Source organism: Pseudothermotoga hypogea DSM 11164 = NBRC 106472, from assembly GCF_000816145.1.
Lineage (GTDB): Bacteria > Thermotogota > Thermotogae > Thermotogales > DSM-5069 > Pseudothermotoga_A > Pseudothermotoga_A hypogea.
The window spans coordinates 349,845-376,382 of the sequence record NZ_CP007141.1 but is presented as its reverse complement, the minus strand read 5'-3'; the positions used below and the strand labels follow the sequence as shown (position 1 = coordinate 376,382).

Below are 26,538 nucleotides of genomic sequence, written 5' to 3'. Positions count from 1 at the left end.
GAAACGGAGGATGAGCGAAGAATGAGAAGCTTGAAGTGGCTGACGACGCTGTTCTTGCTGCAGACATTTTTCGTTCTGGCGATCGAGGTGCCGGACTGGTTTGCAAAACTGATGGTCGAGACGCGTTCGAAACATGGATTGCTCACGGACGACGTATACGTTGCGAGCCTTTACGAAACGATACTCGAAGTCAGTGAGAAGTACGGTGTGGATCGTCTGTTGATAATTGCACTCATAGCTGTAGAAAGTGAGTTCAGGAATGTGGTGGGAATGCATGGTGAGCTGGGTTTGATGCAGATCAAGCCCGAGACCGCAGAGTTTGTGTGTCGAATCTACGGCCTTGATGAGCCCGAAGAGGGTTGGGGTAGACTGCTCTGGGATCACAAACTGAATGTGGAGCTTGGTACCCTTTATCTGAAATACCAGCTTGAAAGATTCTCAGGCAGCGTACTCAAGGCTCTCGAGGCTTACAACGGTGGCAATTCGAAAAGCCGTTACGCTGCCAGAGTGGTGGACCGCTACAGGGAGTTGATGAACCATTCGCTTGCTGATCGTGGAGGATGATCCGAAGATAGCACGACTTTTGCAGATCCTGTTTGAAAGCCATGGTTATGAAGTCAGGATCGCCAGGGACGGTGAAGAGGGTTGGCAGCTGTTTCACCTTTTCGATCCTGTGGTGGTCGTCCTGGATTTGATGTTGCCTGGTATGGATGGGTTCGAGGTGCTCGAAAAGATCAGGTCCATCGACGAGGAAGTTGGAGTGGTCGTGCTCACCGCGCGTGGTGAGGTCGAAAACAAGATAAAGGGTCTCAAGAAGGGAGCGGACGATTACGTACCCAAGCCGTTCCACCTCGACGAGTTACTCGCACGTGTGGAGAGTGTGGCAAGAAGAGTTAGAAAGAAGGACATCTTTCATATTGGCGATGTGATGTTCGTGCCGAAGATGAGGAAGCTGAGTTTTCCTGATGGAAAAGAAGTGAGCCTTTCAGATAGAGAAGTAGCCATACTGGAGTTGTTTTGCGAAAAGAAAGGCAGTGTGGTCAGCAGGGAGGAACTGCTCGAAAAGGTGTGGGGAGACACCTACAACATCAGTCGTAACGTGGTGGACGTGTACGTGAAGTATCTGAGAGACAAACTTGGAGAGAGTGCGAAATTTTTGAAGACCGTGCGAGGCGCTGGATATGTTCTCGACACTTAAATGGAAACTGACCGTAATCCAGACGGTTCTCTTCTCTCTCGTGCTGGGACTCGGATTGTTGCTGACCTACAACGTGACCAAACAAGTGCACATATCACGGTCCGTGGCACTTTTGAGGCAGGCGGTTTCGGCTTATCTGCGCAATCCGATGAGGAACGCGCCAAGATCGGGTTTACCGGCTGGAATTGCCATCATAAGCAGTACGGGTGAGGTGATCTTTGGTACGATAGACACACAACATGAGAGTTTCGAGAAGTTCCTTTCCCATGTTCTCTCAGTCAGGAAACCTTCGTACATCAAGTTGGGTAACGATGAGTATCTCGTTGTGAAACTCTCGGTTCAGACGTTCGCTGGGCAGAGTGAGTTGTTCCTGCTCTCACCTGCGGGAGGAATGGGTGACTTTCTTAAGCTTCTTTCACGCATGTTCTTGATCCTGTGGGCCATTTTCTCTCTGGCTTCTTTCTTGCTGGGGCACTATTTTGTGAACAGATCGCTCGCCCCAATGAAAAGGATCACCGAAGAGCTGAGAAACATAAGCGCATCGGATCTGAGCAGGCGCGTCTACGATCCGGGCACAGAGGACGAAGTTTCCAATCTTGCCAAAACGATCAACGACATGCTGAACAGACTTCAGCTTGGTTTCGAGATGCAGAACGACTTCGTGAACGACGTTTCTCACGAGTTGAGGACACCTTTGACGAGCATTCAAGGTTATGCCGAACTGATCGAGAAGTTCTCAAAGAACAGCGAGATCGTCACCGAGTCGGCGAGAACCATAAGAGAGACCGTTCAGCAGATCATAGATCTCACCGAGAACCTTCTGACACTCTCAAGGCCAGTCTCGAAGGTGGAACTCGTGAGGCTGGACCTGCGCAAATTCCTTCACGAAGAGGCTGAAGAATTTTCCAGACAGTTCAGAGATTTCACGTTCGAAGTCGAGGGCGAAGGTGAAGGTTGTAGTGATACGAGGGCGCTGCGGATCGTTCTGAAAGCGTTGGTGGAAAACGCGGTGAAATTCTCCACAAACGATAAAAGGATCATACTGCGCTGCGGAGACGGATGGATCAGCGTCAAAGATTTCGGAATCGGCATAGAGGACTCTGAAAAGAAGAAAATTTTTCAGAAATTCTACAAATCTGATCGATCGCGCTCAACACCGGGTTATGGACTGGGACTCGCACTTGCGGACAAACTCGTCAGGGCCATCGGTGGCACCATAGAAGTGGTGAGCGAAGTGGGCAAGGGCAGTGAGTTCATCGTGAAACTTCCAAAATGTTGAGGAGGTAGCGATGTGAAAGTTGGAGGGCAGGCAGTCATCGAGGGTGTGTTGATGCTTGGAAGCAGGGTGTCAATGGCAGTCAGGAACAAAGACGGTGAGATCGTCCTTGAGGATCTTTCACAAGGTTCTGTGGCGACGAAGAAGCTTTTCAGAGTTCCTTTCCTGAGAGGTTTCGTGAGCCTGTACTATTCTTTGTACTTCGGTATCAAAGCCTTGAACAGATCTGCAGAGATCAGCAGTGGTGAGAGTGTTAAGAAGTCGGAGCTCTTATGGACCACTCTCTTCGCTTTTGGTTTGGCGATAGGACTGTTTGTACTGCTACCCATGTGGATCACGGGATTGTTCGATGCTTTGAGAAAGAACGAAGTTCTCTTTGCCGTCGTTGAGGGGGCTCTGAGATTGACATTTTTCGTTCTGTACGTCTGGATCATATCGTTCTTTCCAGACGTAAAGAGACTCTTTCAGTACCATGGCGCGGAGCATATGGTGATCAACGCTTACGAAAACTCTGAACAGCTGGAGCTGGAGAACGTCAAGAAGTACGGCACGATCCATCCACGTTGCGGCACGAGTTTCATCATGATATTCTTGATCTTCTCGGTCGTGGTGCTCTCTCTCGCAAGCCCGATCGCCTCAAAGAGTTTCGTTTGGAGACTGGTCAGCAGGCTCGTGCTTCTTCCGCTCACAGCAGGTTTCGCTTACGAATTACTCAGAGTATCCTCGAAGAATCCAACTTTGCTCAGGATTCTGTTCTATCCTGGATTGTTCTTTCAAAAACTCACGACGGCTCAGCCAGACGATTCGCAGCTCGAGGTGGCCATCGCTGCACTGAAAAGAGTGTTACCCGACTCATCCAAGGAAGAAGGTCCCGACTACTTCGGTTGATTCACCAGCGAGTGGTGAGTTGAAGTTTCGCACTCGGTATGACGTTGTATCGGGTGAGCAACTCTCTCACGTCTTCAGTGACGTAGATTCTTACGATCTGGACAAGATTGCTCGCCAAAAGCCGATAGGCCGGATAGCTCTTAACGTAGTCTTCCAACGTGATAATGGTGTCCGTCTGCGGATCGTAAAGGAACACGTTGCTGTTCACAAACTCCTGCGGGTGCACCAGTGAAAGCTTGTAGGGAGTGTCTGACTTGAACACGACCTCGAAATCATCGAGAAGTCGTCTCATGATTTTTCGATCCTCGTCTGGAACGTCTTTCGAATCGACGAGTTTTTCCAGTCTCAGCCTGATCTTCTGCAAGGTGTCTGCCACTATTCCAACACTCAGCACGTAGGGATCCGCACCTTCTGCTGTAAAGGCGATCTCCACTATCACTTTCCACAAATCTCTGGTTTCAAGTCTGCGCAGGATTCTGTACGCTTCAATGAGGTTGTATTCGTCATCGCTCAGATCCGCAATCTCGATCTCAGCCTCGCTGTCGACCTTGTGCTTTTCGAGGATTTTCCTGGCTTCGAGCTTCACCTCAGCGAGCAGGGATTGATCGGTCAGGTCGAGGAACTTCTCCAACTCGTTCACCCTCTCTGGCAACGTTAGGGGTTTGTAAACCAGCGAGAGTATTTCCTGTATCATGAGATCGACAGCCCTGGAAGTTTTGTGGAAGTAGACGTTCTTGTACATCATGAACCTGCCAAACAGACTGGTGTAGATCTGGTCGAGTACCTTCACGTGGTAACACAGGATGGTTTTTGAATCCTTCATCTTAAGGTAAGCATTTCTGATGATCCGATCGACGGCTCCGACACCGAAATGGGTGGTCCCACTGTAATAGGCGTCCCGCAACAGAAAATCCAGTCTGTCCGCACCGAGTGGCCCCTGAACAACGTTGTACTCTGCGCTTCCTGACTCTTCACCCTTGAAGACGTTGTTCACTTCTTGCATAAGATGTGTTAAACTCTCGATGGAGACGTCCTCAGTGCCAATCGTTTGTTTCAGATCTTTTCGTATTGCTTCTTTTTTCCCGGGGTCAGACATCTTTTCATAGGCTCTGAACATCTCTTTTGGCATCAGTTCAAGCAAGATCCTTTCTCTGTGTCCATCGTGACCATCCTGCAAACCCATCCGCCTGTAAACTACGTCGTCAAACTGGTGGCTGAATGGTCCATGCCCCACGTCGTGTAGTAAACCTGCGAGCCGTACGATTCGCCGTCTGGAATGCTCTTGGAACAACCTTTCCGCATAAAGACCTGCAATGTGCATGACACCGAGCGAGTGTGCAAAACGAGTGTGGCTCGCCCCAGGATAGACCCATTCTGCACCCGCAAGCTGAGAAAGTTGCCTCAACCTCTGTACAGGTCTGGTATCGATCGCGAGTATCTCAAGAGGATAAAGAAATATTTCCGAATGTATGGGATCTCTCGAAACCTTGTGGTACAAGTTTTCGCCTCCAAGCATAGTATAATCGAGCGGACAAGATTTTGTCATGGACGTGATGAGAATGCGTGCCGTTGTGAGATACAAAAAGACTGGCCTGCTTCGTTTCCTGTCAGCCATAGAAACGGCAAACGCCATAGAAAGGAATCTGAGAAGGGCTGAAGCACCACTCGAGTTCAGCCGGGGTTTCCACAAGAAACCTAAGGTTTCGTTTCTTGATCCCACACCAACCGGTGTTTTCAATCTGGCACTCTACGTGACGGTCCACTTGCAGAGATACGATGAGAACCTGTTGGATCGGCTCAGGCGAACCGCAGTCAAAGGTTTGGAACCAGTCCAACTCTGGTGGACAGATTTGGACGTGAACAGAATCGTGAACGGCTATCTCTTCAGAGTGCTCTTACTGGAAGACTGCGTCGATCCTTCCCGGTTTGATCCACAGAGACAAATTTCCATTCTTGAGAAGAACAAATCCGGCAAATTGGAGGACTTTTTCAAACATGTTCACTTTGAAAAAGTTGGCAAATTCTTTATCGTAGTGTATTATCAAAACAGAGAGAACCTTGTCAGGGCGAGGCACCTGTACCAACCGATCCTTGTGAAGGAATGCCCTTTGGTGCTCGTGCAGAGACTGGAAGCGATCTGCGGTGAAAGTCAATTGAGCGAAGTTCTGGGGGCGAAATCTTGGGCTGTCGAGTGTTAGTCGTCGACGATTCTGATGTCTTGAGAAAGATCGTCAGTTTCAACTTGACCAAGGAAGGTTACGTTGTTGAAGAGGCACGAGACGGTTTAGAAGGTTTGGAAAAGATGAAATCGAACAGGCCGGATCTGGTGATCCTCGACGTTATGATGCCTCATCTGAACGGTTTCGAGGTGCTAAAACGTATGCGTGCCGATCCTGAACTTTCAAACGTACCCGTGATCATATTGACCGCCAAAGGTGGAGAAAACGATGCGAAGATGGCTCTGCAGAGTGGGGCTAACGGATTTCTCACCAAACCGTTCAGTCCTTTGAAGCTCCTCGAAGAAGTGCGGAGAGTGACCCAGCGTGGTGGATAACTTTGAAGCGCTGTACGAGAAACTGAACCGTCTTGCAAAAATGGCGTCGGATGACAGGATACTGAGCAAGAAAGAAATGTTCGGCTTTCTGGAGCAAGTTTTGAAGCAGATGGACCAGCTTCGCGAAGAATACACGAAACTTCTGCAGGACCATCTGGAAGAGTTGTCGAGGACCTACCAAGAAATAGCGACGCTCTTCGAACTGAACAGTATGTTTGCGAACGTCGTTGATCCATCGGAAATCTTTGAGCCTTTGACGCAGACGTTGAGACAAACGGTGGCGTTCAAAGCAATCATGATAGAACTTACTATACTGGGTAACGTCCTGGAATACGAGAAAAGCTTCGACCGGCAAAATTTGATCGCCCAGGCGAAGCATTTACTCAAGGACTTTGAAGGTGTTGTGCTCATAGAACCCGAGCATGGGATGGAACTGAAAAACTTGCTCTCTGTTCCCGTCAGAAGTGGTGGAACCGAATGGGGACGCATAACGTTGATCGAAAAGGAAGATGGTATTTTCACCGCGGCTGACAGAAAGATACTGGAGGCCGTGGCTTTCCAGATGGCCGCAACGTGCGAGAGATACACACGATTGCGAAGAGAGATTGAGAGGCAGAGAATCCGGGAACAACTGGAAATTGCCAAACGTATCCAGACAAGCCTGTTACCAAAGCGTTTGCCTCGAAGCCATCACTTCGAAATCGCAGCACAGATGGTTCCCGCCATACAGGTCGGTGGAGATTATTACGACGCAATATTGATAGGACAGTGTGTGCTTGTGACGGTTGCCGACGTGTCTGGCAAGGGTATTCCCGCAGCTCTGCTCATGACGTCCCTGAGAAGTACGTTGAGAGCACTTGTGAAGAACGCTTTTGGACTCTCGCGCCTGGCCGAAGAACTGAACAGCGTTTTGTGTGAAGATCTTGAAGAGGACAGGTTTGTGACCATTGTTCTGATGTGTCTTCATGAGAACGGTGAGGCACACATCATAAATGCGGGGCATAATCCCATTGTACACGTGCGCAACGGACAAATCGATCTGCTGGAAGCTCGCACGCTTCCCATGGGAATTATGAAGGATGTCAATTACGAGGAGACCGTGCTGAAGCTGGATCCATTGGACACACTCGTGATCTACACCGATGGCGTCACGGAAGCACGGAACCAGGCTGGGGAAGAGTTCGGTTTCGAAAGGCTTGTGAAAACTGTAAAGAAATGCTGGAACAAGAGTGCCGACGCGGTGATGAAAGAAATTCAGGACGAGTTGAGGTTTTTCTGTGGCGACGCACCACAGCATGATGATTCCACGTTGGTAGTGGTAAAATATTTTGGATAAGATGAAACTGAACTTTTGAAAACGGGAGGTTGGAACATGTCTGGTCACAACAAATGGGCAAACATAAAGCACAGGAAAATGGCCCAGGATGCGAAGAGATCACAGCTCTTCACGAAACTCATACGTGAGCTGATCGTTGCGGCTCGTGAAGGTGGTGGAAATCCCGACACCAATCCACGTCTCAGGGCTGCGATCGAGAGGGCGAAAGAGGCGAGCATGCCGAAAGAGAACATCGAACGAGCCATCAAACGTGGAACGGGAGAAATAGAGGGCGCCGAATTTCAGGAGATCATTTACGAAGCTTACGCGCCAGGTGGAGTGGCACTGTACATTCGTGCGTTGACGGACAACAAGAACAGAACAGCTCAGGAACTCAGACACATTCTGAGCAGGCACGGTGGCAGCCTCGCGGAACCAGGAGCCGTAGGATGGGTCTTCGAGAGAAAAGGCATAATCCAGGTACCGAGAGAACAGGTTGCAAACGTTGAGGAACTCATGATGATGGCCATCGACGCAGGTGCGGAGGACATAAAAGACGAGGAAGATCCGATCAGGATTTTGACGAGCCCCGAAGATGTGATGAAAGTCAAGGACACGCTCGAAGCAAGCGGTTACAAGGTCGAAGCAACCATCGGTTACGTTCCGAAGAACACGGTGCGGGTCACCGGGAAGGACGCCGAAAGGCTGCTGACGCTCCTGAACGCTCTGGAAGACATGGACGACGTGCAGGAAGTTTTCTCCAACTTCGAGATGGACGACGCCGAGATGGAGGCCCTCTTGGCACAGCTCGGGCAATGAGATTTTGCCTCGCTTCGCTCTTGATCTTCGCGTTTGTTGGTGTCGCATCGACAGTCAATTTTGATTATACCTTGGGCAGCGACGCGTATTTCGGGATGAGAATAGTTCCGCACGTCGAGTTCTGGCGCGTCGAGGCTCTTCTTGATTTCCCATTTGGTTTGAAACTGGCGGGAGGATGGTTCAGTCCCATCGTTTCTCCTCTTGAGAGTTTGAAATACCTCAACGTTGACCTCGACCCGGGAGGCGTACGTTTTAACGCGCCACATTTGGTGCAGACGAGTTTTGCGAACATCGATTTTCATGAACGTTCCTTGGTAGGCTGGGCTTTCAACGGAAGCCTCGGTGCGGTGGTTGGCCCGGAGAATGCACTGTTCTTCAAGACTTCATTTTTCAACGCGTGCATAGACTCTACTGGGCAACACCATGTGGGTTTGAATTTCCCGATCGGTTCAATCGAACTCGGCGGTTTCACTTCGAGTCGTGGTTACGGTTTCAGTGTACTGGTGGATCCGTTCATGTTCTTCTACATACCGGAAAGCGGTTTTCGATTCGCAGTAGAGAGAAAGAACGTTTATCTTGTTGGGCAATACCTGGATGAAACCTTCTCTGTCTCCATGGGCTGGTTTGGGAAAGAAGAATGGTTCCTGATAGGTACAAATGGTGTGGAAGCGAGGTTGAAATTCGGCGAACTCGCCTTAGTGATGAAACTTCAGAAGGAGCGGTGGTATGCAGGATTTTCTTTCCCAATCGTCTGGTGAACTACCGATCGAAGATTTTCAATGGTTCGTTAAAGAGGTACACAGGCACTTCGGGCTCGATCTGAGTGGATACAAGCCACACCGCATGAAACGCCGAATCGAGATACTGATAAGGAAGTACAGACTGTCCTCCTATCAAGAATATCTACGCTTGCTGTTGACGAACAGTTCCGCGAAGGAAGAGTTCCTCGATAAGATCACGATAAACGTCACAGAGTTTTTCAGAAATCCAGAAAAGTGGTGGGAGCTCAGAGACAAATACCTTCCGGAACTTCTCTCTTTTTCCAGATCGAGGTTCAAGGCATGGAGCGCAGGTTGCGCGAGTGGAGAAGAGCCTTACTCACTCGCCATACTTCTTGAAGAGCTGAAGGCGCCTGCCGGGGCGTACGTTCTTGCGACGGATATAGACGACAAAGCCCTTCAGGAAGCTAAGAACGGAGTTTACGAATCGCGTTCGATGATAAGCACACCGAAAGCGTACGTCGACCGTTACTTTGAGATCGTCGATGGCATGTACAAGGTCAAAGATGTTGTGAAGAAACGCGTGACGTTTCAGAAGCACAACATGTTGCAGGATCCTTTCCCGCAGGGTCTGGATCTCATCGTGTGCAGGAACGTCGTCATCTATTTCGAGGAGAACGCGAAAGCGCAGCTGTATCAGAATTTTGCCAAAGCTTTGAGGCTTGGAGGACTGCTGTTCGTTGGGAGCACCGAGCGCATCTTCAATCATGCCGAGCTGGGTCTGAAGATCGTGAGCCCGTTCTTCTACCGAAGGGTGACGTGAATGTTCTGGGTCACTTTCGTCGTGTTGATGGATCAGCTCAGCAAGATGTTGATCGAGAGATTCTTGACCATTCCGACCTTCGTCGTTCCAGGAATCTTGTGGTTCACTTACACGAAGAATACTGGCATAGCCTTCGGAATGTTCGCAAGATCTGGCTGGATCGTTTGGGTCACTTTCTTCGCAACGCTCTTTCTCGCTCTTGTCCCAAAGTTTGTGAAATGTTCAACGCTGACGAAAGCAGGTCTTCAGATGATCGTGGGTGGTGCCATTGGAAACGTGATAGACAGATTCAGGCTCGGATACGTCGTAGATTTCATAAACCTGAGATACTTTCCGGCCGTCTTCAACGTGGCGGACCTTTTCATCACCATCGGGGGGATACTCGTTCTTGTGAGTCTTTTGAGAGGTGAGCAGCCTCTTGACAATAAAGGTGAACAGGAATGAGGCTGGAGAGAGGCTCGATCTTTTCCTGCTTTCCAAATTGCCAAAAATTGTTTCGCGTTCTTTCCTGCAGAAACTCATTAAGGACGGACAGATCAAGGTAAACGACAGACTCGAAAAACCAAGCTACAGGGTCAAAGCCAACGATATCATCTCGTTGCCGGACCGTCCTGTACCCCAGCAGATAGAGATCCTCCCCGAACCCTTAGAGTTGAACGTTCTGTACGAAGATTCCGATATCATCGTTGTCAACAAACCTGCAGGAATGATCGTTCATCCGATTCCATCACACACGAGCGGTACACTCGTGAACGCCCTGCTCTATCACTGTAAGGACCTGCAAGGTATTGGAGGGGAACTCAGACCTGGTATTGTCCATCGTCTGGACAAGGACACCTCCGGGGTCATGGTGGTTGCGAAAAACGATCTTGCTCACAGGTCACTCTCACAGCAGTTCAAGAACAGAGAAGTGTTCAAGATGTATTTGGCAATCGTACAAGGTAAGCCAAACGAAACCGAGGGAGAGATACAGATCAAGGTGGCAAGGCATCCAACCTTGCGGGTGAAGATGACAGTCGCAGCGGAAGGAAGAATCGCCGTGACCTCTTACAGAGTTTTAAAGAGTTTCGATGATCTTGCTTCGCTCGTTGCCGCGTATCCCAAGACGGGTCGGACGCACCAGATCAGGGTTCACATCAAATACATCCAGCACCCCATATTGGGTGACAGGCTCTACGGCAGAGCCGACCCCATTTACGTGGAAAGACAGATGCTGCACGCCGCAATCTTACAGTTCAGACACCCAAAGAAAAACGAACAGATGAGATTCATCGCACCACTCCCTGAAGATTTCAAAGCCGCGTTGAGACGTCTACACGAGGTGTCGTCAAAATGATCTTCTGTTTCGTGTCTCCCTGCTCGTTCGACGGTTCGGTGATCCGACTGCGGCAAATGATAGAGTTTGCAAAAGAAAGAGGCATGAAGTCTTTGCTGCTGGCCGACACCAACTTTCACGCTGCCGTTCGTTTCAACAAGCTATGTCAAGAGAACGGTCTGATACCAATCCATGGTCTTCGAAAGGGCCAGAAGATCTTCTATGCACGTGATCGCGAAGAGTTCGAAGAGCTGGTGAGATCCTACAACGAGAATCGTGAGCCACGTCTTAATTCTTTAGACGTTAAAGAAGTGAGGCTCGTCTACTATCTGGATCGTTCTTCATTCGAGGCACACCGGTTCATGACCCGTTTGGTGGGCTCTGAGCCGTGCGAAGACTGTGAACCCTTTGGCAAGTTTCTCGATCCCGCGGAGGCTCTGGGGGCACGCCTCTATGATTTGAAGGTCAGTCACAAACTTCTGAATCCACCGGAGGGATGGCTCGACAAGCTTTTCGAAGAGCTCGATCTGGAGCGTAAGACAAGACTCATGCGCGAGGTCGAGGTTGTGAGGAAACTCGGTTTTGAATCGTACTTCTATACGGTGAAACGCATCGTGGACATCGCCACGCAGAACGGCATCTTGATAGGTCCGGGCAGGGGAAGTGTGGTTGGAAGTCTTTTAGCCTACCTTCTTGGCATCACATCGATCGATCCGATCTCTCACAATTTGATGTTCGAAAGATTCTTGCACGAAGAACGCAGAGAACCGCCCGACATCGATATCGATGTGGCAGACGAACAACGAGACAAACTGCTGGGTTTGTTGAAGGATGCCTTCCCTTATTTTGCCCAGATCTCAACGTTCGTGACACTGACTGAGAAGGGTCTCTTCAACGAGGTCAGCAGGTTGAAATTGGATGTGAGTTCAAATGTGACCAAAGCTCTCATCGGACTTCCCTTGAGAAGGAGTATTCACGCGGCAGGAATAGTCCTCGCGGCTGAGCCACTCAATCTGCCGCTCGTGCCATCCTCCGATCAACCCGTAATTGAGTACGATATGGATTCTCTCGAGTGCATTGGCGTGGTGAAGATAGATGTGCTTGGTCTGAGAACTCTGACGGTTCTTGACAAAATACGAAAGCGCGTGAATGTGAAAACGATGCCTTTCAACGATGGGGCAACTTTTGAACTTCTGGGACGTGGAAACACGTGTGGAATTTTTCAACTCGAATCGGAAACGGCGAGGAACCTGTGCAGGTTAATAAGACCAAGCAATCTGGAGGAGCTTTCCGTTCTGCTTGCTCTCAACAGACCTGGTCCGCTCGCTGCCAAGTTGGAAAAGACTTATGCTGAACGAAAGCGAGGCTGTCAGCGAGCCGAAGAAGACATGTTCCCCGAAACACACGGTGTCATTGTCTACCAGGAACAGGTTATGAGACTCGCCATGAGGACAGCAGGCTTCAGCGCTGCTGAAGCGGATCTCTTCAGGAAAGCGATTTCCGAAAAGGACCCGCGGATCCTTGAACCTGCACTGCAAAAGTTCAGGGATGCGCTCCATAAGAGGGGCTACAGACCAGATTTTGTGGAAAAACTGTGTGACGTTCTCGTCAAGTTCGCCGGTTATGCCTTCAACAAGTCCCACAGCGTGGCCTATTCTCACCTGAGTTACGAACTGGCGTATTTGAAAGCTCATTGGCCCAGGGAATTCTTCGATGTTTACGTGCGAGAGCATTCGTCGGAACAGTTCAAGGTCTTCCTCGCGGTGCAGGAGCTTCGTTCGTTAGGCTATGAAGTGCTTCCACCAAACGTGAACTTTGGAGGTTCTGAGGATAGAATTTTCCGCTTACCTTTGGAAGCCGTCGGTGGTATCGGTGAATCCTCCGCCCGCATCTGTCGAGAGCTGGCTCCCTTTTCCAATTTGAAGGATTTCGCCGAGAGGACCAGACTGCCCACTTCGACGATCCAAAGACTCGTTTGGGCGGGAGCTTTTGACGAACTCTATGGGAGCAGGTCGGCCGCCTTGGAAGACTTTGAAGCGTTTCAGAAGGGCCACGACCCAGAATTGAGCTTGGTTGCCGCCAAAGTCTTCGGCAAGCAAACCGAAAGGAAGCAGAAACTCTCTTACGACGAAGTGGATCTTGCGGAACTTGAAGAAAGAGCCTTCGGCTTTGCTCTCACACCGTTCGCGTTCGAAAACGAAAAAAAGTTTGCACCGCTCGCCGAGGTGTTCGCTTCATCTCGCATCTTACCTGTCGCGGTAAGAATTTCAAAAAATTTCGCGAGCGATGGGTACACGATTGCGCGTTTGAAGGATCGCCTTCCTGATGGGTACTACGCGCTGATACTCGCTCCCGACGGACGGATCGTTCAACATAAAAAGTTGGACGAGGTTCAGCGCGTCGTGTACAAGATTGAAAATTGTTTCGACGAACGAGACGTCGAGAGAGCTTCGGAACTCGAGTGTGTGGAAACGGTTCTGTGTGGCAAAAAGATCACCCTTTTTGGCCTCAGACCGCTCGTGGATTGGTACAGGATCGAATTCATATGAACGCACGAGTTTCGAACACACTTGCACCCTTCGGAACTTTTTGATATACTTGAGACGGTGCAGGCGTAGCTTCAAGCGGTGGAGCGCCGCCTTGGTAAGGCGGAGGGTGTGGGTTCGAGTCCCACCGCCTGCTCCATTTTATTTCTCGTACACCAGTTCTCCCGCCACGTACACCGCCACTGGGTCTTCATCCAGATCGAGAGGGTTTTTTTCGTAGAGGCAAAAATCTGCGAGAAAACCAGACTTTATTTCGCCGAGGTTGTTCAAACCTGCCATTCGTGCACCAGCAACTGTGTACAGCTCTATTGCCTGCTGTTTTGTGAAGCCCAGTTTCATCGCACACTCGATAACGTACTTCGGATCCTCTGGAGAAACCGGTGCGTCGGTGGAGAACGCGATCTTGAATCCCTGCTGGAAGAGCATCAGAAATGGATAACGCAGGGCTTTCAAGTTTTTAGGCAACACCGATTCGATAAGGTGACGGTCTTCAAAGGCGAAGTGGGGTTGAATCGAAAAGAAGCTTTTCCTCAACAGGGATAAGTCTTCGTTTCGAACCAGTTGTGCGTGTATGACCCTGTGATTGGGATGTCTGCTGAAAACCTTGCCCACCATGTGAAGCGCTTCGTCGCCTATTGCGTGTACGCAGAGCTGAACATTCTTTCTCTCACAAAGGATTGCGAATTTCTCGAGCTCCTCTTCGTCAATCAGCTTCGTTCCAAAGTTCGACGGATCGTCTGCGTATGGAACGCTGAGCCAGGCCGTTCTTCCTCCAACAGATCCATCCGCGAACAGTTTCACGGCTTTCACGATGACACGGTCGGAGATCTGACCGAAATCGTCGAATTTCTCAAGGTCACTCAAAGATGGAAAATACACCTTCTCGAAGACTCTCATCTTGGAGTCTTTCAAGATCTCCTTTAGATTCTCCCAGCTCAAACCGTGCAGATCGTCGGAATGGACGAAAGTCACCCCGTGCATCAAGAAATGTTCTTGCCCGATCTTGAAAAACTTCTCATCTTCCCGCGATGGCAGATCCTTCCTCAACTGCTCCAGATCCTGTTCCTTAAAGACTCCATCTTCCCTCCATCGTCCAGTCAACTCCATGAGGGATCTATTCGCAACCGCGACATGCCCGCACCTTCTGATGAGAAGAACAGGCTTCTCCAACAGGTCGAGCAGCTGCCTGGTAGGTCTCGTTCCAAGTTTTTCTTCACTCCATCCCCTACCGATGATCACACCGTGGTCTTCTGCCTGAAGTATTTGCAAAAGTTCTTCGATCGAGCCGACGTTCTCCAGATTCACATGGCCGTACTTGTGTCCTGTGCCTATCACGTGCGCGTGTGAATCCACAAAACCGGGCATGACATAATAACCAGTTGCATCGATCAGTGGTTCCGAAGGATTATCGACAAAAATACCTTTCTCGACGTTGAGGTCCATTTTGACGAAGTTTCCGTCTCGGTACACCAGACAGTTCTTCAAAGTCATTTCAGTCCCCTCCGTACGCTCTCTCCTCAAGCGTTCTTCTTTCCTGCTCGCTCATCGTGTACGCATCGTCTTCTCGCGTGCACCAGGCAGGCAACGGGAATCTCACGGTGATCGGTATCCTCATGAAGGGCTGGTCCACGATGACTTCTCCTTGTTGAAGCAACGCAGCCCTGGCCTTTTGTTCATCCGTTAGGTGTGAATACTCAGGTTTTGCGAGTTCGGCACCTTTCTGCCTTCCAACCACCGTCGTCGAGGACTGAGTTATGATTCGATAGTCAACCTCCGAAGCCGTCTGTTCCGCACCGATCAGTATCACTCTGAACGACCTGCCGCGTTCCGCGATGTCTCTGAAGATGGAAGAGAGTGGGCCCCCTCCAAAGCGTGGCGCGTACTTGTTGAGCTCGTCCAGGAATATGAACACAGGATCTTGGTTAGTTTTCTCCTCTCGTGATCGCATCACTTCAAGCAACACAGCACCAACCACGAAGCTTTGCGGACGGTTTTTCAGCTTGGAGATGTCGATAACCGTCACCTGGCCAGGTTTGTCCCAATCGATGCGCCTTGTGGCGTTGTAATTGAGGAAGTTCGTCCGTACCCAGAGAAGATCAAACCCAACTGCTTTTGCTGCCTTCAGCCTCCTGATGAGTGCTGCGACTGTGGCTTTTCCCTGCACCTCTTGTGCGATTCTCGTTTTGAAGTCTTCGTCCTCGTCAAACATCTTTATGAGTTCATCGAGTCCGTCAGGCAAGCGCGCCATCGTACTCACGTCAAAGCCATTCGCGATGGCCGTTCTGATGATCATCTCTGGATCGTTCGGAACCTTTATGCGGTTACGCTCACAGAATCTCTTCGCCTCCAGGATGGCCTCCTCGAAGCGCGATTGCAAAACTTCCTGAACGCTCGTGACGGCGAGTTGAAGGTTCTGGTTCTTTTCCAGTTCTTCCTGATCGAACAAAAGTTCGAACAGACCCAGTTTCATAATGTCAACGATGTCCCAACCATAGATCTGTACACCCTGGGACCTCTTGTTCACCCACGGTTCATCCTTGGCGAGTTTCCTGGGGGCAAAGAAGGCGACTTTTTCGAACGGTTCGGCTTTCATCTGCAGAGCTTCGTACATTCTTTTCCACGATTTTCCTGTGTTTGTTTCCTCCTTCTCTTTCCAATCCTTCGACCACTTGTCTAAGAACAACAACCCCTCACCTTTGACGTTGAAGATGATGAACCGCGACCTTGACAGGCATGCCATGAGTTCGTTCTTTTCCTTCAACCTGTTTCCCGTGTCGAGGAAAGACTTCACGAGAAAGGTCGCGTAGGAAGTCTTGGCTGCCACTCCGGATTGACCCGATATGTTTATGTGTGCACCGTTCTCGCCAAGTATGTACCTGACATCTGCGTATGCGCATCTGTTGTTTCTGAACAAACCTATCGGGATTGCACAGTGTTTCTGCAAGAGCTCGTCGAAACCAAGCGCCACATCGAGCTCCGATTCGCTTGCGACACTCACCTCTGATCCAGGCGGTGGTGGCACCTGCGGTGCGTCGGGTAGAATCTTTCCGCTTTCGATCTTCAACATTCTGGTGGTCATGACTGTGGCTATGAAGATAGGATTCGCCGGAGAGAGGCCCTTCAAGGCGAGCTCTTCTTCGTAGCCGGATATGGGACCAAAGTCCCACCTCGCCATTATCTTCACCACGATGCCGTAGTAGATGAGTGAACCTTGGGGATGGTAGTCGAACTGAACTTTGACGACATCGTCTATCTGGAGCATGTGACGAGGTCTTCCATCTTCCTGCTCGAGCCTCACGTAGAACACGTACGGATCGGAACTGTTAATACCCGTCACGACACCTACTCTCACAATCTTCCCTCCATGAATCTCAGATACAAGTACGTTCCCGGTGCGAGCCTCAGATCCTGAGAAACCAGCTTCGTTTCACCATTTAGGATCAAGGTTCCCCTGATTTTCAAGCTTTGTTCCTCGATCTGAAAAGCGCCAGATTGAGGTTTAACCAATTCCTTTGCAGTGTGCAGGAGAGCCACGCTCCTTGAGTTGAAACTGCTCACGTTCAAAACAACCGCTTCGAGCAGGTACTCATGTCCCAACAATCTCTCGGCTTGCTCAATTCTCCCATCTCTTATCATGTTCCTGATGCGAGAGCTGCTTATGCGTTCTTTGTTTTCATCCAAAACATCAGGGAAGGTCCTGAGAGTGATTTTTCTATCTTCACAGAGCTTCTCGAGCAAACTGAGATCTCCCAGAGCGTTCCTGCCAAATTTGAAGTCCCTTCCCACGACGAGCACGGCGGTATCTTTCGCGAGGATTCGTTCGAAAAAGTCGTTCGCTGTCATGTCTTTGATGCATCGCAAATCCAAAAGCTCGACTTCGTCCAAGTACTGCGAGAGCAAAAGGATTCGTCTCTCGTGACTCATGATCAGACCATCGAAGTTGCCAGTGAGATGTTCAAAGGGGTGAGAAACCACGAAAGCCCTTGATCTAAGATTCCTCTCCTGCGCGAGACGATTGACCTCTTTCAACAACGCCTTGTGTCCCAGATGAACCCCATCGAAGACTCCTATCGTCGTAACGTACATGATCAGCTCTCCCTGAAGACCTTGAACGGTTTGAGGACCGCTTCGTTTCTTTCCTGCTGTAACAAAGTTCTCAGAAACGTCGAACGGCGTTCGGCGCGTGCAAGGCACAAAAGCTCTTCTTCGTTGAACACTTGAACGATTGAGTCTTTCTCAAACTGTTCGTGATACAGAATGTCCTTCACATGGATCTTCATCCCGTTCAAAACTCTCTCTTTCGCTTCGTTGTTGATCCAGACTTTTGGAAAGTGGAGCACTTTCGAGATAGGGATGATTTTTTTCGTGATCTCCTCAGCGCTCAGGTTGTAAACGTCCACAGCGTCTTCAACCTTGAAGGGCCCAACGCTGAGTCTTCTCAGTTCCACGGCTGTTGCTCCACAACCAAGCTTGTAGCCGATGTCCATGCAAAGGGACCTCACGTAAGTGCCCGGACTCGTCTCAACTGTGAAGGAAACGAAGAGATCTTCGATTTCGATGTCCTCTATGCGATGGATCGTTACCTGTCTGGGTGGTAATCTCACGATCCTGCCCTGTCTCGCCAACTCGTAAAGTCTTTCACCCTTGTATTTCTTAGCTGAGTACGCGGGAGGTACTTGAACATAACTTCCCACAAAGCTTTTGATCGTTTCTATGATCTCCTCCCTTGTGGCGTTGCACGGCCTTTCTTCTTCGATCTTCCCAGTTATATCGAACGTGTCAGTGATGAGCCCAAGCTTCATCTTCACTCTGTAGACTTTGTTGTGGTTCATGAGATATTCCAGCAACCTGGTGGCATTTCCCACACCAACTATGAGCAAACCCGTGGCGAACGGATCGAGTGTCCCGGCGTGACCCACACGCCTCTGGTTGAGCTTTTTCCTGACTTCATCAACTACGTCGTGGGAAGTGGGTCCTTTTGGCTTGTCCACAAGCAGAATACCAGACACGCTCACTTCTTTTCCTCCTTGAGCCTGTTCAGCAATTCTTGCACGCGAACGCTCGCCTCTATACCTGGATCTTCCTTGAAGCGAACTTGGGGTGCGACGAACAAATCCAGATTGTTCGCCAAATAGGTCCTGAAATAACCCTTGATCTTGTTGAGATGTTCGACCAAAGCCTTCCGTTCGCTTTCATCTCCTATCGAACTGACGTAAACGTCAACGAACCTCTTGTCGGCGAAGAGTTCTGCGCGCGAGACTGTGATGATACGATCCTTGAGTTTTGGATCCTTCGCTTCCCTGAGCGCTTCGCTGATCAGTTTGACGATTTCAGATTCGAGCATAGCCTTTCTGTAATCTGGCCTCACGATACCGCCTCCTGCTCGATTTTGAGAAATTCATCTGCAGTCATTAACTTTTCCTTCAGCTTCTTCAGATAGTTTGTCAGCATCCTCGGCTTGAGCCCCAAAAGGTTCAGAGCGTACGGCGACAGCACGAACCCACCATACGAATATGACTCCCCGTAATTGATCGTGTTCACAAAAAAGTCGCTGACGTGGATCATGCTTATGACATCGGAATACAGACTCTCGGAGAAGGACTCCGGTGTGTGGTGACCACCACAGGATTGAGACACGAGCTCGGGAAGCCCCCATCGCTCGATAGTCTTCATACTTATTAAAGCGTGGTTTGGGAGATTCAACTTCTTCTCCGCTTCGAAAAAAGAGATCTTCAACGTTTTGGTGAGTTTTGCCACGGCCGCGAACATCTCCGGTGAGACGAACTCGAGTGTGACCTTTCCTATGTCGTGTAACAAACCCGCGACGAAAAGTTCCTCTTTGTTAGGATAACCCACCACCTGAGCCATCAACTCTGATGCGACCGCAACGCCTATGAAGTGCTTCCACAGCGCCGTGTGGTCTATCGTTGATCTTTTCCTTCTCATTAGCGAGTTGTAGGTGAAGACGCTCAGTGCCAAGTTCCTGACGGTCTTGAAGCCAAGGATCATCACCGCCTCGCTCAGTTGAGCGATCTTCCTTGGTAGACCATAATAGGCCGAATTCACGAGCCTCAGAACGCGCACAGACAAACTCGGATCGAGCTTGATGACATCAGCCAGATCCTTCGCCGAAGCGTTCGGATCGGAGGCCACCGCGATGATCTTTTGAACTATTGGATCGGGTGTAGGAAGTTCCTCTATCTTCGTGATGATCTCTTCCAGCTTCACCGTTCGTCACCCACCGGTAATTCCACGAAAACCGTCGTACCAACGTTCGGCTCGCTCTCCAGCCAGATGCGACCACCATGAAGTTCTACGATCTGCTTGGCGATGGTGAGTCCCAAACCGGTTCCCTCCACTCTATGGTCCATAACGGTTCCAACCCTGAAGAACCTCTCGAAGACCTTTTCGTGATACTCTTTGGGTATTCCTAAACCGTTGTCCGATATCTCGATCAGGACTTTATCGCCCTTTCTCTCTATTCTCACCCTCACGTACTTTTCCTGCGAATCTTCTTTCGAGTACTTGATACCGTTGTTCACAAGGTTCGTTATGACCTGTTTGATGCGCTTCTGGTCTGCTCTGATCAACACGGGTTCTTTGGTCAACAGTTCCAACCTGACTTGCTTCGACCTGGCGAGTTCCTCGATCGATCTCATCGTCTCCCTGACCAGTCCGGTCAAATCAAAGGTGGTTTTTTCGAGTGTCATCATCCTCTGCTCAAGTTTTGAAAAATCGAGCAAGCCTTCGAGGATGGATTCCAAATGCTGACTTTCCTTGTAGATGATCTGGACGAACTCGTTCAGAGTCTGTTGATCCAGCATTTCGATACTCATGAGTATGGTCTCCGCGTAAGCTTTGATCGCTGCGAGTGGTGTTTTCAATTCGTGAGAGATGTTCGCCACAAACTCCGTTTTCAGTTGATCTATTGCCTTGAGCCTCTCCACCTCTTTCGTGTTCGTGACGTCAGTGATGACGAGCAACACCTGAGGCTGGCCTTCGTATTCTATGGGTTCAGCAACGATGGAGTAAAAGTTCGCACCTTCTTCGACTTCGAGCGTCTGTCGTGATCCTGTCAGGAACGTCTTCTGAACCAATTGAGTGACCTTTGAAGCGATGTCTTCACCGAAAGATGACAGCGAGTAGCCTTTGTTGGCAAAGACGATCCTTGAGTCTTGATCAAACACGGCGATGTGCTGAGGGAAAGAGTCCAAGATCCTCTGCATGTAGTTCTTAGTTGCCTCGAGTGCCATGTGCTGTCTCTGCAAAGAAGAATAGAGTTCGAGGTTCTCGAGAACAACTGCGGACAAAAAGGCAAAGGTACGCAGCAGTTCGGAAGTCTCGACCACTATTTCTTCATTACTCCAGGCGAGCAGCACACCCAGAGTTTTGCCTGCTTTCACCAGCGGAAAGATGTGTATCATTGCATCACCTTTGGGCAAGGACATAGGAGAATGATTGTTCATGACCCACTGGATCATCTTTTTCAGGTCTTCATCGATTTCAGCTGTGTCTCCTTTGATCTTCTTGACATTCAAGTCGTTGTCCAGCACGACTATGCTTTCGCAGTCCACGAACCTTTGAAAGATCTTCATGAGTGCGTCGAGCAAAAGATCTGGCTCCGTCGCGTTCATTATTTCCCTTATGAAGCTTGAGAGGAGCGAATACAGCCGGTGAGAAGATATTTGATTCAACATATCGCACACTTCTCCTCAAAAACTTTTTCCTTAGTATTATACCCTGTTTTGGGGCCCTTACCGTTTTCATTCCGGGGGACTTGAAATCTTCGGTTAACTTGACTATAATTCTGGTCAGGGAGGAATGAGGTGAAGAACCAGCTCGAATTCTTCAGCCTTGCGGATGCGAAGGCAAAGCTTTCTGAAGTTCTGAAGAGAGTGCAGCAAAAAGACGTTGTGATAACGAAGAATGGAGTACCCGCAGCGGTTCTGATCGATTACGAGCGCTACCGAAAGATCATGAACTTTCTGGATCAGGTGTACGATCTTTACTTGCTCGACGTGGGTGATCCCTCAGCCCATGGGTCAGTGAATCAGAGAGAACTCTTTCAGGAAGACATCGAGGAGGTGTGAGTCAATGGCTAAGGTGGAACTCGAGAATGTAACGAAGATCTTTGACAACAAAGTCGTCGCGGTGAAGGATGTGACGTTGACCGTCGAGGACAAAGAGTTCGTGGTGCTATTGGGACCGTCTGGTTGTGGGAAGACCACGACGCTCAGGATGATCGCAGGTTTGGAGGAGATCACGAAGGGAACGATAAAGATCGATGGAAAAGTCGTCAACGATGTTGAACCCAAAGACAGGGACATTGCGATGGTTTTCCAGAACTATGCCCTCTATCCTCACATGACCGTTTACGAGAACATGGCCTTCGGTCTGAAGCTGAGAAAGTTTCCAAAAGACGAGATCGACAGGAGGGTCAAGGAAGCGGCAAAGATTTTGGGCATAGAAGAACTGCTCGACAGGAAACCCAGGCAGCTTTCCGGTGGTCAGAGACAGCGCGTCGCAGTCGGTAGGGCCATCGTGAGGAATCCAAAGGTGTTCTTGTTCGACGAGCCTTTGTCTAACCTCGACGCAAAACTTAGGGTTCAAATGAGAAGCGAATTGAAAAAACTCCATCACAGACTCGAAGCAACTATAGTTTACGTCACCCACGATCAGGTCGAAGCCATGACGATGGCCGACAAGATCGTCATCATGAAGGACGGAACTGTCCAACAGATAGGAACTCCCTATGAAGTCTACAACAAGCCGGCGAACACGTTCGTCGCAGGATTCATCGGAAGTCCTGCTATGAACTTCTTGAATGCTGTCGTGGTTGCAGAAAAAGGTGGTATCTGGATAAAGACGAGTGGCTTCAAAGTGAAGGTCATAAAAGAGCACGAACCTGTCCTCGAGCCATGGATCGACAAAGAGGTCATCTTTGGCATAAGACCCGAAAACATCTTCGACAAACTGTTTGCTATAGCACCGCAACCTGAGAACACCATCACAGGCATAGTGGACGTGGTTGAACCGCTCGGTAGCGAAACTCTGTTGCACGTCACGTGTGGAGAAGACTCACTCGTTGCCAGAGTTGATCCAAGAACGAAGGCTAAAGAGGGTGAAAAGATCGATCTTGTCTTCGACATGAATATGATACACGTGTTCGACAAAGAGACGCAGAAGGCTATTCTGTGAGCTGAGATAAAACCACCTTTTTGTTGGACTCGGGGGCCGTTGGCCCCCAAAGTTTTTTGGTAAGATAAAATCAACCAAGTTGTGGGGGGGTTCGAGTGCCGAACGTCTTGAGGTTGCTGAGGATAAAACAGTGGGTGAAGAACCTTTTCGTGCTGGCACCTTTAGTTTTTTCAAAGAGATTTTTTGATCCTTCATCATTTCTTCTTTCTTTCACAGCTTTCTTAATCTTCTGCTTAGCTTCGAGTGCTGTTTACATTCTGAACGACATAAGAGATGCGCCACTGGACAGGTTGCATCCGAAGAAGAGAAACAGGCCCATCGCGAGTAACCGTGTCAGCGTTCGAACGGCCTACGTTGTCTTTTCTATTTTGCTGTCTGCATCTGTCCTCATGGCGATCGAGGTCGGCCTGAAGTTCCTCGCCTGCATCGTGGTTTATCTCTCTTTGAACGTGTTCTACACTTTCTGGGGAAAGTATCTTGTCCTGATAGACGTTTTCTGTATCGCAGCAGGTTTTGCACTCAGAGTGATGGGTGGTAGCTATGCAATCCGGGTTTCACCTTCGGGCTGGTTGATCACCAGCACCTTTTTCCTGTCGCTTTTTTTGGGATTCAGCAAGAGAAAGGCAGAACTCGTATCTCTGGATGGAAACAACCATTTTCAGCGACCATCTTTGCAGTTTTACGATCTCGATCTGCTCACGAACGTTGTAGTTTCGACCGGTACTGGCGCGATCGTTTTCTACACACTCTACACACTCGACGTTCGAACCATAGAGCAGTTCGGTACGGACAAGCTGTATCTGACCGTTCCCTTCGTCTGTTACGGAGTATTCCGGTATATGTTCCTCTCCATGCATCGAGGTGAAGAAGATCCCACCGACGTTCTGACCAAGGATAGATCCCTTTGGATAGCGATCGGGCTTTGGTTCTTCAGCGTGATGATGATTCTGTACTTGGGGAGGTAATGCGATGAAAAGCTTTCTCGTCTTGCTGATGGCATTGACAGCGAACGCATTGGCAAACGTGTTTGTGAAAGTGGCAGCAGTTTCGTTGGTCAGAAGTGAGAACATCGCGCACTTCTTCCTCAACTCCATGAAAAACCTGTACACCTGGCTCGCTCTCTTCTGCTTTGCTGTTGCTTTTGTCCTTTACGCCCTGAGCCTGACGAGACTGAAGCTGAGCGTTGCGTATCCGATCATGACAAGCGCGGGATTCGTCTTGGTGTCGCTCTTCTCTCATTTCTTGTTCAAAGAGAGCGTAACGGTAACGAAGATCATCGGTATGATCGTCATCGTCGCAGGAATCTGGCTCGTCTCGGTGTGAAGGAGGTCTTCGCATGGGTAAATCGAAGGTCTTCGTGCTGAGAACCACACCAGAAAGGGTTGTTGAAGACATCGCTCAATTGCTGAAGGAAGCCAACGTCGATGTAATTCTTGACAAATCGCGCCCAGTGATCCTGAAGGACAACATCTCCTGGCATTTACCCATGCCATCGTCGAACACGACACCGTGGCAGCTCGAAGGAACCATACTGGGTTTGAAAAGACTCGGGTTCGAGCAGATCATCGCCGTCGAAAACAAGACTGTCGTGACGAAACCGCAGAAGGGTGCCCAATTGAACAAACTGGCATCTGTGTACAAGAAGTATAACGTACCAATCCTCCACAACTTCGAACCGAGTCATATGAAGTGGATCGATTATCAACCCAGGTGCGAGCTGAACGTGCTCCACAAGATATTCCCCGAAGGAGTGAAGATACCTGACTTCTTCGTAGGTAAAAACATCGTCCATCTACCAACGATGAAGTGCCACATCTACACGACGACCACCGGAGCCATGAAGAACGCTTTTGGAGGTCTTCTCAACACGAAACGACATTACGCGCACAGCTGGATCCACGAAACGCTCGTGGACCTTTTGAAGATACAGAAAGAGATCCACAGTGGTATCTTTGCCGTCATGGATGGCACCACTGCTGGGAACGGTCCAGGTCCGAGAACGATGAATCCTGTACGAACGGATCTGGTATTGGCGAGTGACGATCAGGTTGCCGTAGACGCGGTTGCAGCAAAGATAATGGGCTTTGATCCGATGTCGATAGACTACATTCGCATCGCGAATGAACAAGGCTTGGGCAACGGAAGGTTGGAGAACATCGAGATCGTTGGTTACGACGTGTCGAGTTTGAACTATCGTTTCAAAGTTGGTGACAACCTCGCGAGCAGGGTTGGGGACGTGCTGTGGTTTGGCCCTTTGAAGAGGCTTCAGCATCTGTTTTTCAGAACACCTCTGGTGTATCTGTTCGTGCTCGCTTCAGAAGTTTATCACGATGTTTTCTGGTGGAACCTCAAAGGTAGAAGAATCCTCGAAGACTGGAAAAAATCGAGTCCATGGGGAAAACTGTGGGAGAATTACACGTGAACAGGAAAACACTTCTCGTTCTACTGACCGTCGTGGTTCTCTCGTACGTAGTGACCTCGATTGGGTTTTGGATGGTAGAGGACACCTTCAGCATAGCTGGAAGGATCTTTCTGTATCACACGCACCGTAAATTGATCGAAGGCGTTGGACCTGCACCAAATCAATACAGATACGTTCCTTACCCACTCGTAGAGTATTTCTTCAAACATTCACCGATCAGGTGGTACAGCAACACTTACGTGAAGTTGAAACAGTGGCTCGGGTTCGATGCGCGTGAAATTGTTAAAAGAAACAACCAGCTCAGTTTGAACGCCCACGTCCCACCTGAGGAGAGAGAAAAGATGCTCACGGATGTGGAGAATTTCCTCAGGGAAAAACTTTTAGAGATAACGAAAAACCCCCTTACCAGCAATATCTTGCTTGGGATCTTGAACAACCTTGGTTGGAGAGATTGGGTGAAAGATCCGTTTAACGCTTTGGAAAAGATTTCTAAGGAACTTCCCAGCCCGATCATAGATGTGTTCGACAACGACAGCGATCTAACCAAGGTCGTGAATGGCTATGCCACGATGAGGTTCACGTTCACGATCTTGCTGTTCTTGGTCCTTCACGCTTGGATGAAATTCTTCGTTCGCGATTTCACTGCCTACGTTTCTCTGTTCGCATATTCCATCTTCCTTGCCTTCGGATACGGAGACTTTGCTCAGCAGGAATTCATCATCTCTTTACTCTTTTTCGTAGCTGGTTTGATCTTGATATATCGAAGGAAACCTTGGTGGGTCGTTTTGCTGCTCGTCATCGGCCAATGTTTCGTGAGAACGGACCACGCACTGTTCACGGCGGTGATCTACAGCCTGTTCAACTTCTCACGAGAGAAGAAGAAACTTCTTCGGCAAGGAGTATTGGTCGTGATCCCAGTTTTCATGATCCTCGTGCTCAGCGAGGTGATCTTTCCAAAGGCTGAGTACTACATCTCTGCCGTGATGATCATGGAAAACGTTCAAGATCCTTGGGCGTTAGTCTATCCTCTCTTCTTCTTCGCACTGCCACTCTTTTTTGTGAGAAAGATTAGGAACAACGATTTCTTCAGAAAAACCTGGCTTTGGATGATCCCCTTCATCGTCATGAACTTTGTCATGGGGTGCGCGAGGGAAGTGCGGCTTTATTTACCGATCATGGCGTACATCTTCCCAATGTTTTGGCTTGGTGTTGAGTCGTTGTATAATCGAACTGAAAAGTGAACAGCGAGGCGTCGGAGGGTACCGACGAGGTTCAAAAGGGAAGCCGGTGAAAGTCCGGCGCGGGGACGCCACCGTAACCGGGGACGAAACCCACAAGAGCCACTGGCGTAAGCTGGGAAGGCGTGGGGAGTAGGATGATCCGGAAGCCGGGAGACCTGCCCTTCGACAGAAACACCACCTTCTCCGGAACCGAGAGGGTGGTGAAAAACTTTGCCGGGAGGTGT

General features: G+C 49.5%; 27 protein-coding genes, 1 tRNA gene and 1 riboswitch. Of the genes, 20 read left to right on the top strand and 8 right to left on the bottom strand.

The window, feature by feature from the left end; all coding sequences use genetic code 11:
* The first annotated feature begins 21 nt into the window (after positions 1 to 21).
* From AJ81_RS02030 to AJ81_RS02015, 4 genes are read left to right on the top strand one after another with little or no spacing between them, the layout of a single operon-like run.
* Positions 22 to 564 carry a lytic transglycosylase domain-containing protein gene (locus AJ81_RS02030; RefSeq protein ID WP_031503615.1) on the top strand — a complete coding sequence of 181 codons (543 nt, stop codon included), beginning with the start codon at positions 22 to 24 and terminating at the stop codon, positions 562 to 564.
* Positions 554 to 1,198 (top strand): response regulator transcription factor, encoded by a 645-nt coding sequence (locus AJ81_RS02025; RefSeq protein WP_031503613.1) that lies wholly within the window; start codon positions 554 to 556, stop codon positions 1,196 to 1,198. Before AJ81_RS02030 ends, AJ81_RS02025 begins: the two co-directional genes overlap by 11 nt.
* Positions 1,182 to 2,477 carry a sensor histidine kinase gene (locus AJ81_RS02020; protein ID WP_031503612.1) on the top strand — a complete coding sequence of 432 codons (1,296 nt, stop codon included), beginning with the start codon at positions 1,182 to 1,184 and terminating at the stop codon, positions 2,475 to 2,477. Before AJ81_RS02025 ends, AJ81_RS02020 begins: the two co-directional genes overlap by 17 nt.
* A gap of 12 nt (positions 2,478 to 2,489) precedes the next feature.
* On the top strand, positions 2,490 to 3,362 hold the full coding sequence (locus tag AJ81_RS02015) for a DUF1385 domain-containing protein (protein WP_031503610.1): 873 nt from the start codon (positions 2,490 to 2,492) through the stop codon (positions 3,360 to 3,362).
* Position 3,363: 1 nt separating this feature from the next.
* On the opposite strand, the gene AJ81_RS02010 is transcribed toward AJ81_RS02015, so the two are convergent.
* Positions 3,364 to 4,860, bottom strand: a complete 1,497-nt coding sequence (locus AJ81_RS02010) for an HD domain-containing protein (RefSeq protein ID WP_031503608.1) — start codon at positions 4,858 to 4,860, stop codon at positions 3,364 to 3,366.
* A 46-nt stretch (positions 4,861 to 4,906) separates the two neighbouring features.
* Between AJ81_RS02010 and AJ81_RS02005 the strand changes: the two genes are divergently transcribed.
* The 10 genes from AJ81_RS02005 (at position 4,907) to AJ81_RS01960 (ending at position 13,592) form a co-directional block, all read left to right on the top strand.
* Positions 4,907 to 5,560, top strand: coding sequence for a TIGR03936 family radical SAM-associated protein (locus AJ81_RS02005; RefSeq protein ID WP_248691110.1), 654 nt, complete (start codon positions 4,907 to 4,909; stop codon positions 5,558 to 5,560).
* Complete coding sequence (locus AJ81_RS02000) at positions 5,542 to 5,916, top strand: response regulator transcription factor (protein ID WP_031503605.1); 375 nt, start codon at positions 5,542 to 5,544, stop codon at positions 5,914 to 5,916. The genes AJ81_RS02005 and AJ81_RS02000 overlap by 19 nt, the downstream gene beginning before the upstream one ends.
* The gene (locus AJ81_RS01995; protein WP_031503604.1) at positions 5,906 to 7,252 is read left to right on the top strand and encodes a SpoIIE family protein phosphatase; all 1,347 of its coding nucleotides are present in this window, start codon (positions 5,906 to 5,908) and stop codon (positions 7,250 to 7,252) included. Before AJ81_RS02000 ends, AJ81_RS01995 begins: the two co-directional genes overlap by 11 nt.
* A 36-nt stretch (positions 7,253 to 7,288) precedes the next feature.
* A complete protein-coding gene (locus AJ81_RS01990; RefSeq protein WP_031503603.1) occupies positions 7,289 to 8,050 on the top strand; it encodes a YebC/PmpR family DNA-binding transcriptional regulator in 762 nt (253 codons plus the stop codon).
* Positions 8,047 to 8,808: a hypothetical protein gene (locus tag AJ81_RS01985; RefSeq protein ID WP_031503601.1), complete on the top strand. Its 762-nt coding sequence runs from the start codon at positions 8,047 to 8,049 to the stop codon at positions 8,806 to 8,808. Before AJ81_RS01990 ends, AJ81_RS01985 begins: the two co-directional genes overlap by 4 nt.
* Positions 8,777 to 9,592, top strand: a complete 816-nt coding sequence (locus AJ81_RS01980) for a CheR family methyltransferase (protein ID WP_031503599.1) — start codon at positions 8,777 to 8,779, stop codon at positions 9,590 to 9,592. The genes AJ81_RS01985 and AJ81_RS01980 overlap by 32 nt, the downstream gene beginning before the upstream one ends.
* Entirely contained in the window at positions 9,593 to 10,036 is a 444-nt protein-coding gene (gene lspA, locus AJ81_RS01975) for a signal peptidase II (RefSeq protein ID WP_038059655.1), read from the top strand. It begins immediately after the preceding gene.
* The gene (locus AJ81_RS01970) at positions 10,011 to 10,928 is read left to right on the top strand and encodes an RluA family pseudouridine synthase (protein WP_031503597.1); all 918 of its coding nucleotides are present in this window, start codon (positions 10,011 to 10,013) and stop codon (positions 10,926 to 10,928) included. Before lspA ends, AJ81_RS01970 begins: the two co-directional genes overlap by 26 nt.
* Before the next feature lie 83 nt (positions 10,929 to 11,011).
* Positions 11,012 to 13,456 carry a helix-hairpin-helix domain-containing protein gene (locus tag AJ81_RS01965; RefSeq protein ID WP_231845405.1) on the top strand — a complete coding sequence of 815 codons (2,445 nt, stop codon included), beginning with the start codon at positions 11,012 to 11,014 and terminating at the stop codon, positions 13,454 to 13,456.
* 59 nt (positions 13,457 to 13,515) lie between these two features.
* Positions 13,516 to 13,592 (top strand) — tRNA-Thr (locus AJ81_RS01960).
* 2 nt (positions 13,593 to 13,594) lie between these two features.
* Here the strand turns inward: AJ81_RS01960 and AJ81_RS01955 are convergent.
* The 7 genes from AJ81_RS01955 to AJ81_RS01925 are packed head-to-tail and all read right to left on the bottom strand — an operon-like array spanning position 13,595 to position 21,087.
* Complete coding sequence (locus tag AJ81_RS01955; RefSeq protein WP_031503592.1) at positions 13,595 to 14,944, bottom strand: amidohydrolase; 1,350 nt, start codon at positions 14,942 to 14,944, stop codon at positions 13,595 to 13,597.
* A gap of 1 nt (position 14,945) precedes the next feature.
* Positions 14,946 to 16,805 carry an ATP-binding protein gene (locus tag AJ81_RS01950; RefSeq protein ID WP_081708883.1) on the bottom strand — a complete coding sequence of 620 codons (1,860 nt, stop codon included), beginning with the start codon at positions 16,803 to 16,805 and terminating at the stop codon, positions 14,946 to 14,948.
* On the bottom strand, positions 16,802 to 17,539 hold the full coding sequence (locus AJ81_RS01945) for an FAD synthetase family protein (protein WP_051368817.1): 738 nt from the start codon (positions 17,537 to 17,539) through the stop codon (positions 16,802 to 16,804). The genes AJ81_RS01950 and AJ81_RS01945 overlap by 4 nt, the downstream gene beginning before the upstream one ends.
* Positions 17,540 to 17,541: 2 nt before the next feature.
* The gene (gene truB / locus AJ81_RS01940) at positions 17,542 to 18,462 is read right to left on the bottom strand and encodes a tRNA pseudouridine(55) synthase TruB (protein WP_031503586.1); all 921 of its coding nucleotides are present in this window, start codon (positions 18,460 to 18,462) and stop codon (positions 17,542 to 17,544) included.
* Between the two features lie 2 nt (positions 18,463 to 18,464).
* Complete coding sequence (gene rbfA / locus AJ81_RS01935; RefSeq protein ID WP_031503584.1) at positions 18,465 to 18,821, bottom strand: 30S ribosome-binding factor RbfA; 357 nt, start codon at positions 18,819 to 18,821, stop codon at positions 18,465 to 18,467.
* On the bottom strand, positions 18,818 to 19,681 hold the full coding sequence (locus AJ81_RS01930; protein WP_031503582.1) for an HDOD domain-containing protein: 864 nt from the start codon (positions 19,679 to 19,681) through the stop codon (positions 18,818 to 18,820). Before AJ81_RS01930 ends, rbfA begins: the two co-directional genes overlap by 4 nt.
* Entirely contained in the window at positions 19,678 to 21,087 is a 1,410-nt protein-coding gene (locus AJ81_RS01925) for an ATP-binding protein (RefSeq protein WP_231845406.1), read from the bottom strand. Before AJ81_RS01925 ends, AJ81_RS01930 begins: the two co-directional genes overlap by 4 nt.
* 192 nt (positions 21,088 to 21,279) lie before the next feature.
* Here AJ81_RS01925 and AJ81_RS01920 point away from each other — a divergent pair, with 192 nt between their 5' ends.
* From AJ81_RS01920 to AJ81_RS01895, 6 genes are all read left to right on the top strand, one after another.
* Positions 21,280 to 21,543, top strand: coding sequence for a type II toxin-antitoxin system Phd/YefM family antitoxin (locus AJ81_RS01920; RefSeq protein ID WP_031503578.1), 264 nt, complete (start codon positions 21,280 to 21,282; stop codon positions 21,541 to 21,543).
* Positions 21,544 to 21,547: 4 nt separating this feature from the next.
* Entirely contained in the window at positions 21,548 to 22,651 is a 1,104-nt protein-coding gene (locus AJ81_RS01915; RefSeq protein ID WP_031503576.1) for an ABC transporter ATP-binding protein, read from the top strand.
* Positions 22,652 to 22,746: 95 nt separating this feature from the next.
* The gene (locus AJ81_RS01910; RefSeq protein WP_031503574.1) at positions 22,747 to 23,616 is read left to right on the top strand and encodes a decaprenyl-phosphate phosphoribosyltransferase; all 870 of its coding nucleotides are present in this window, start codon (positions 22,747 to 22,749) and stop codon (positions 23,614 to 23,616) included.
* 4 nt (positions 23,617 to 23,620) lie between these two features.
* A complete protein-coding gene (locus AJ81_RS01905; protein WP_031503573.1) occupies positions 23,621 to 23,974 on the top strand; it encodes a DMT family transporter in 354 nt (117 codons plus the stop codon).
* Between the two features lie 13 nt (positions 23,975 to 23,987).
* A complete protein-coding gene (locus AJ81_RS01900) occupies positions 23,988 to 25,073 on the top strand; it encodes a DUF362 domain-containing protein (protein WP_031503572.1) in 1,086 nt (361 codons plus the stop codon).
* The gene (locus AJ81_RS01895) at positions 25,070 to 26,314 is read left to right on the top strand and encodes a hypothetical protein (RefSeq protein WP_031503571.1); all 1,245 of its coding nucleotides are present in this window, start codon (positions 25,070 to 25,072) and stop codon (positions 26,312 to 26,314) included. The genes AJ81_RS01900 and AJ81_RS01895 overlap by 4 nt, the downstream gene beginning before the upstream one ends.
* A riboswitch (cobalamin riboswitch) is annotated at positions 26,314 to 26,491 on the top strand. (Overlaps the previous gene by 1 nt.)
* Positions 26,492 to 26,538 lie beyond the last annotated feature (47 nt).

Bases quoted from the DNA above. Each gene is read 5' to 3' on its own strand.
- AJ81_RS02030 (WP_031503615.1), top strand. From the start codon at position 22: ATGAGAAGCTTGAAGTGGCTGACGACGCTGTTCTTGCTGCAGACATTT.
- AJ81_RS02020 (WP_031503612.1), top strand. From the start codon at position 1,182: ATGTTCTCGACACTTAAATGGAAACTGACCGTAATCCAGACGGTTCTC.
- AJ81_RS02005 (WP_248691110.1), top strand. From the start codon at position 4,907: ATGGACGTGATGAGAATGCGTGCCGTTGTGAGATACAAAAAGACTGGC.
- AJ81_RS01990 (WP_031503603.1), top strand. From the start codon at position 7,289: ATGTCTGGTCACAACAAATGGGCAAACATAAAGCACAGGAAAATGGCC.
- AJ81_RS01985 (WP_031503601.1), top strand. From the start codon at position 8,047: ATGAGATTTTGCCTCGCTTCGCTCTTGATCTTCGCGTTTGTTGGTGTC.
- AJ81_RS01980 (WP_031503599.1), top strand. From the start codon at position 8,777: ATGCAGGATTTTCTTTCCCAATCGTCTGGTGAACTACCGATCGAAGAT.
- lspA (WP_038059655.1), top strand. From the start codon at position 9,593: ATGTTCTGGGTCACTTTCGTCGTGTTGATGGATCAGCTCAGCAAGATG.
- AJ81_RS01965 (WP_231845405.1), top strand. From the start codon at position 11,012: ATGAAGTCTTTGCTGCTGGCCGACACCAACTTTCACGCTGCCGTTCGT.
- AJ81_RS01955 (WP_031503592.1), bottom strand. From the start codon at position 14,944: ATGACTTTGAAGAACTGTCTGGTGTACCGAGACGGAAACTTCGTCAAA.
- AJ81_RS01945 (WP_051368817.1), bottom strand. From the start codon at position 17,539: ATGTACGTTACGACGATAGGAGTCTTCGATGGGGTTCATCTGGGACAC.
- AJ81_RS01925 (WP_231845406.1), bottom strand. From the start codon at position 21,087: ATGAACGCGACGGAGCCAGATCTTTTGCTCGACGCACTCATGAAGATC.
- AJ81_RS01915 (WP_031503576.1), top strand. From the start codon at position 21,548: ATGGCTAAGGTGGAACTCGAGAATGTAACGAAGATCTTTGACAACAAA.
- AJ81_RS01905 (WP_031503573.1), top strand. From the start codon at position 23,621: ATGAAAAGCTTTCTCGTCTTGCTGATGGCATTGACAGCGAACGCATTG.
- AJ81_RS01900 (WP_031503572.1), top strand. From the start codon at position 23,988: ATGGGTAAATCGAAGGTCTTCGTGCTGAGAACCACACCAGAAAGGGTT.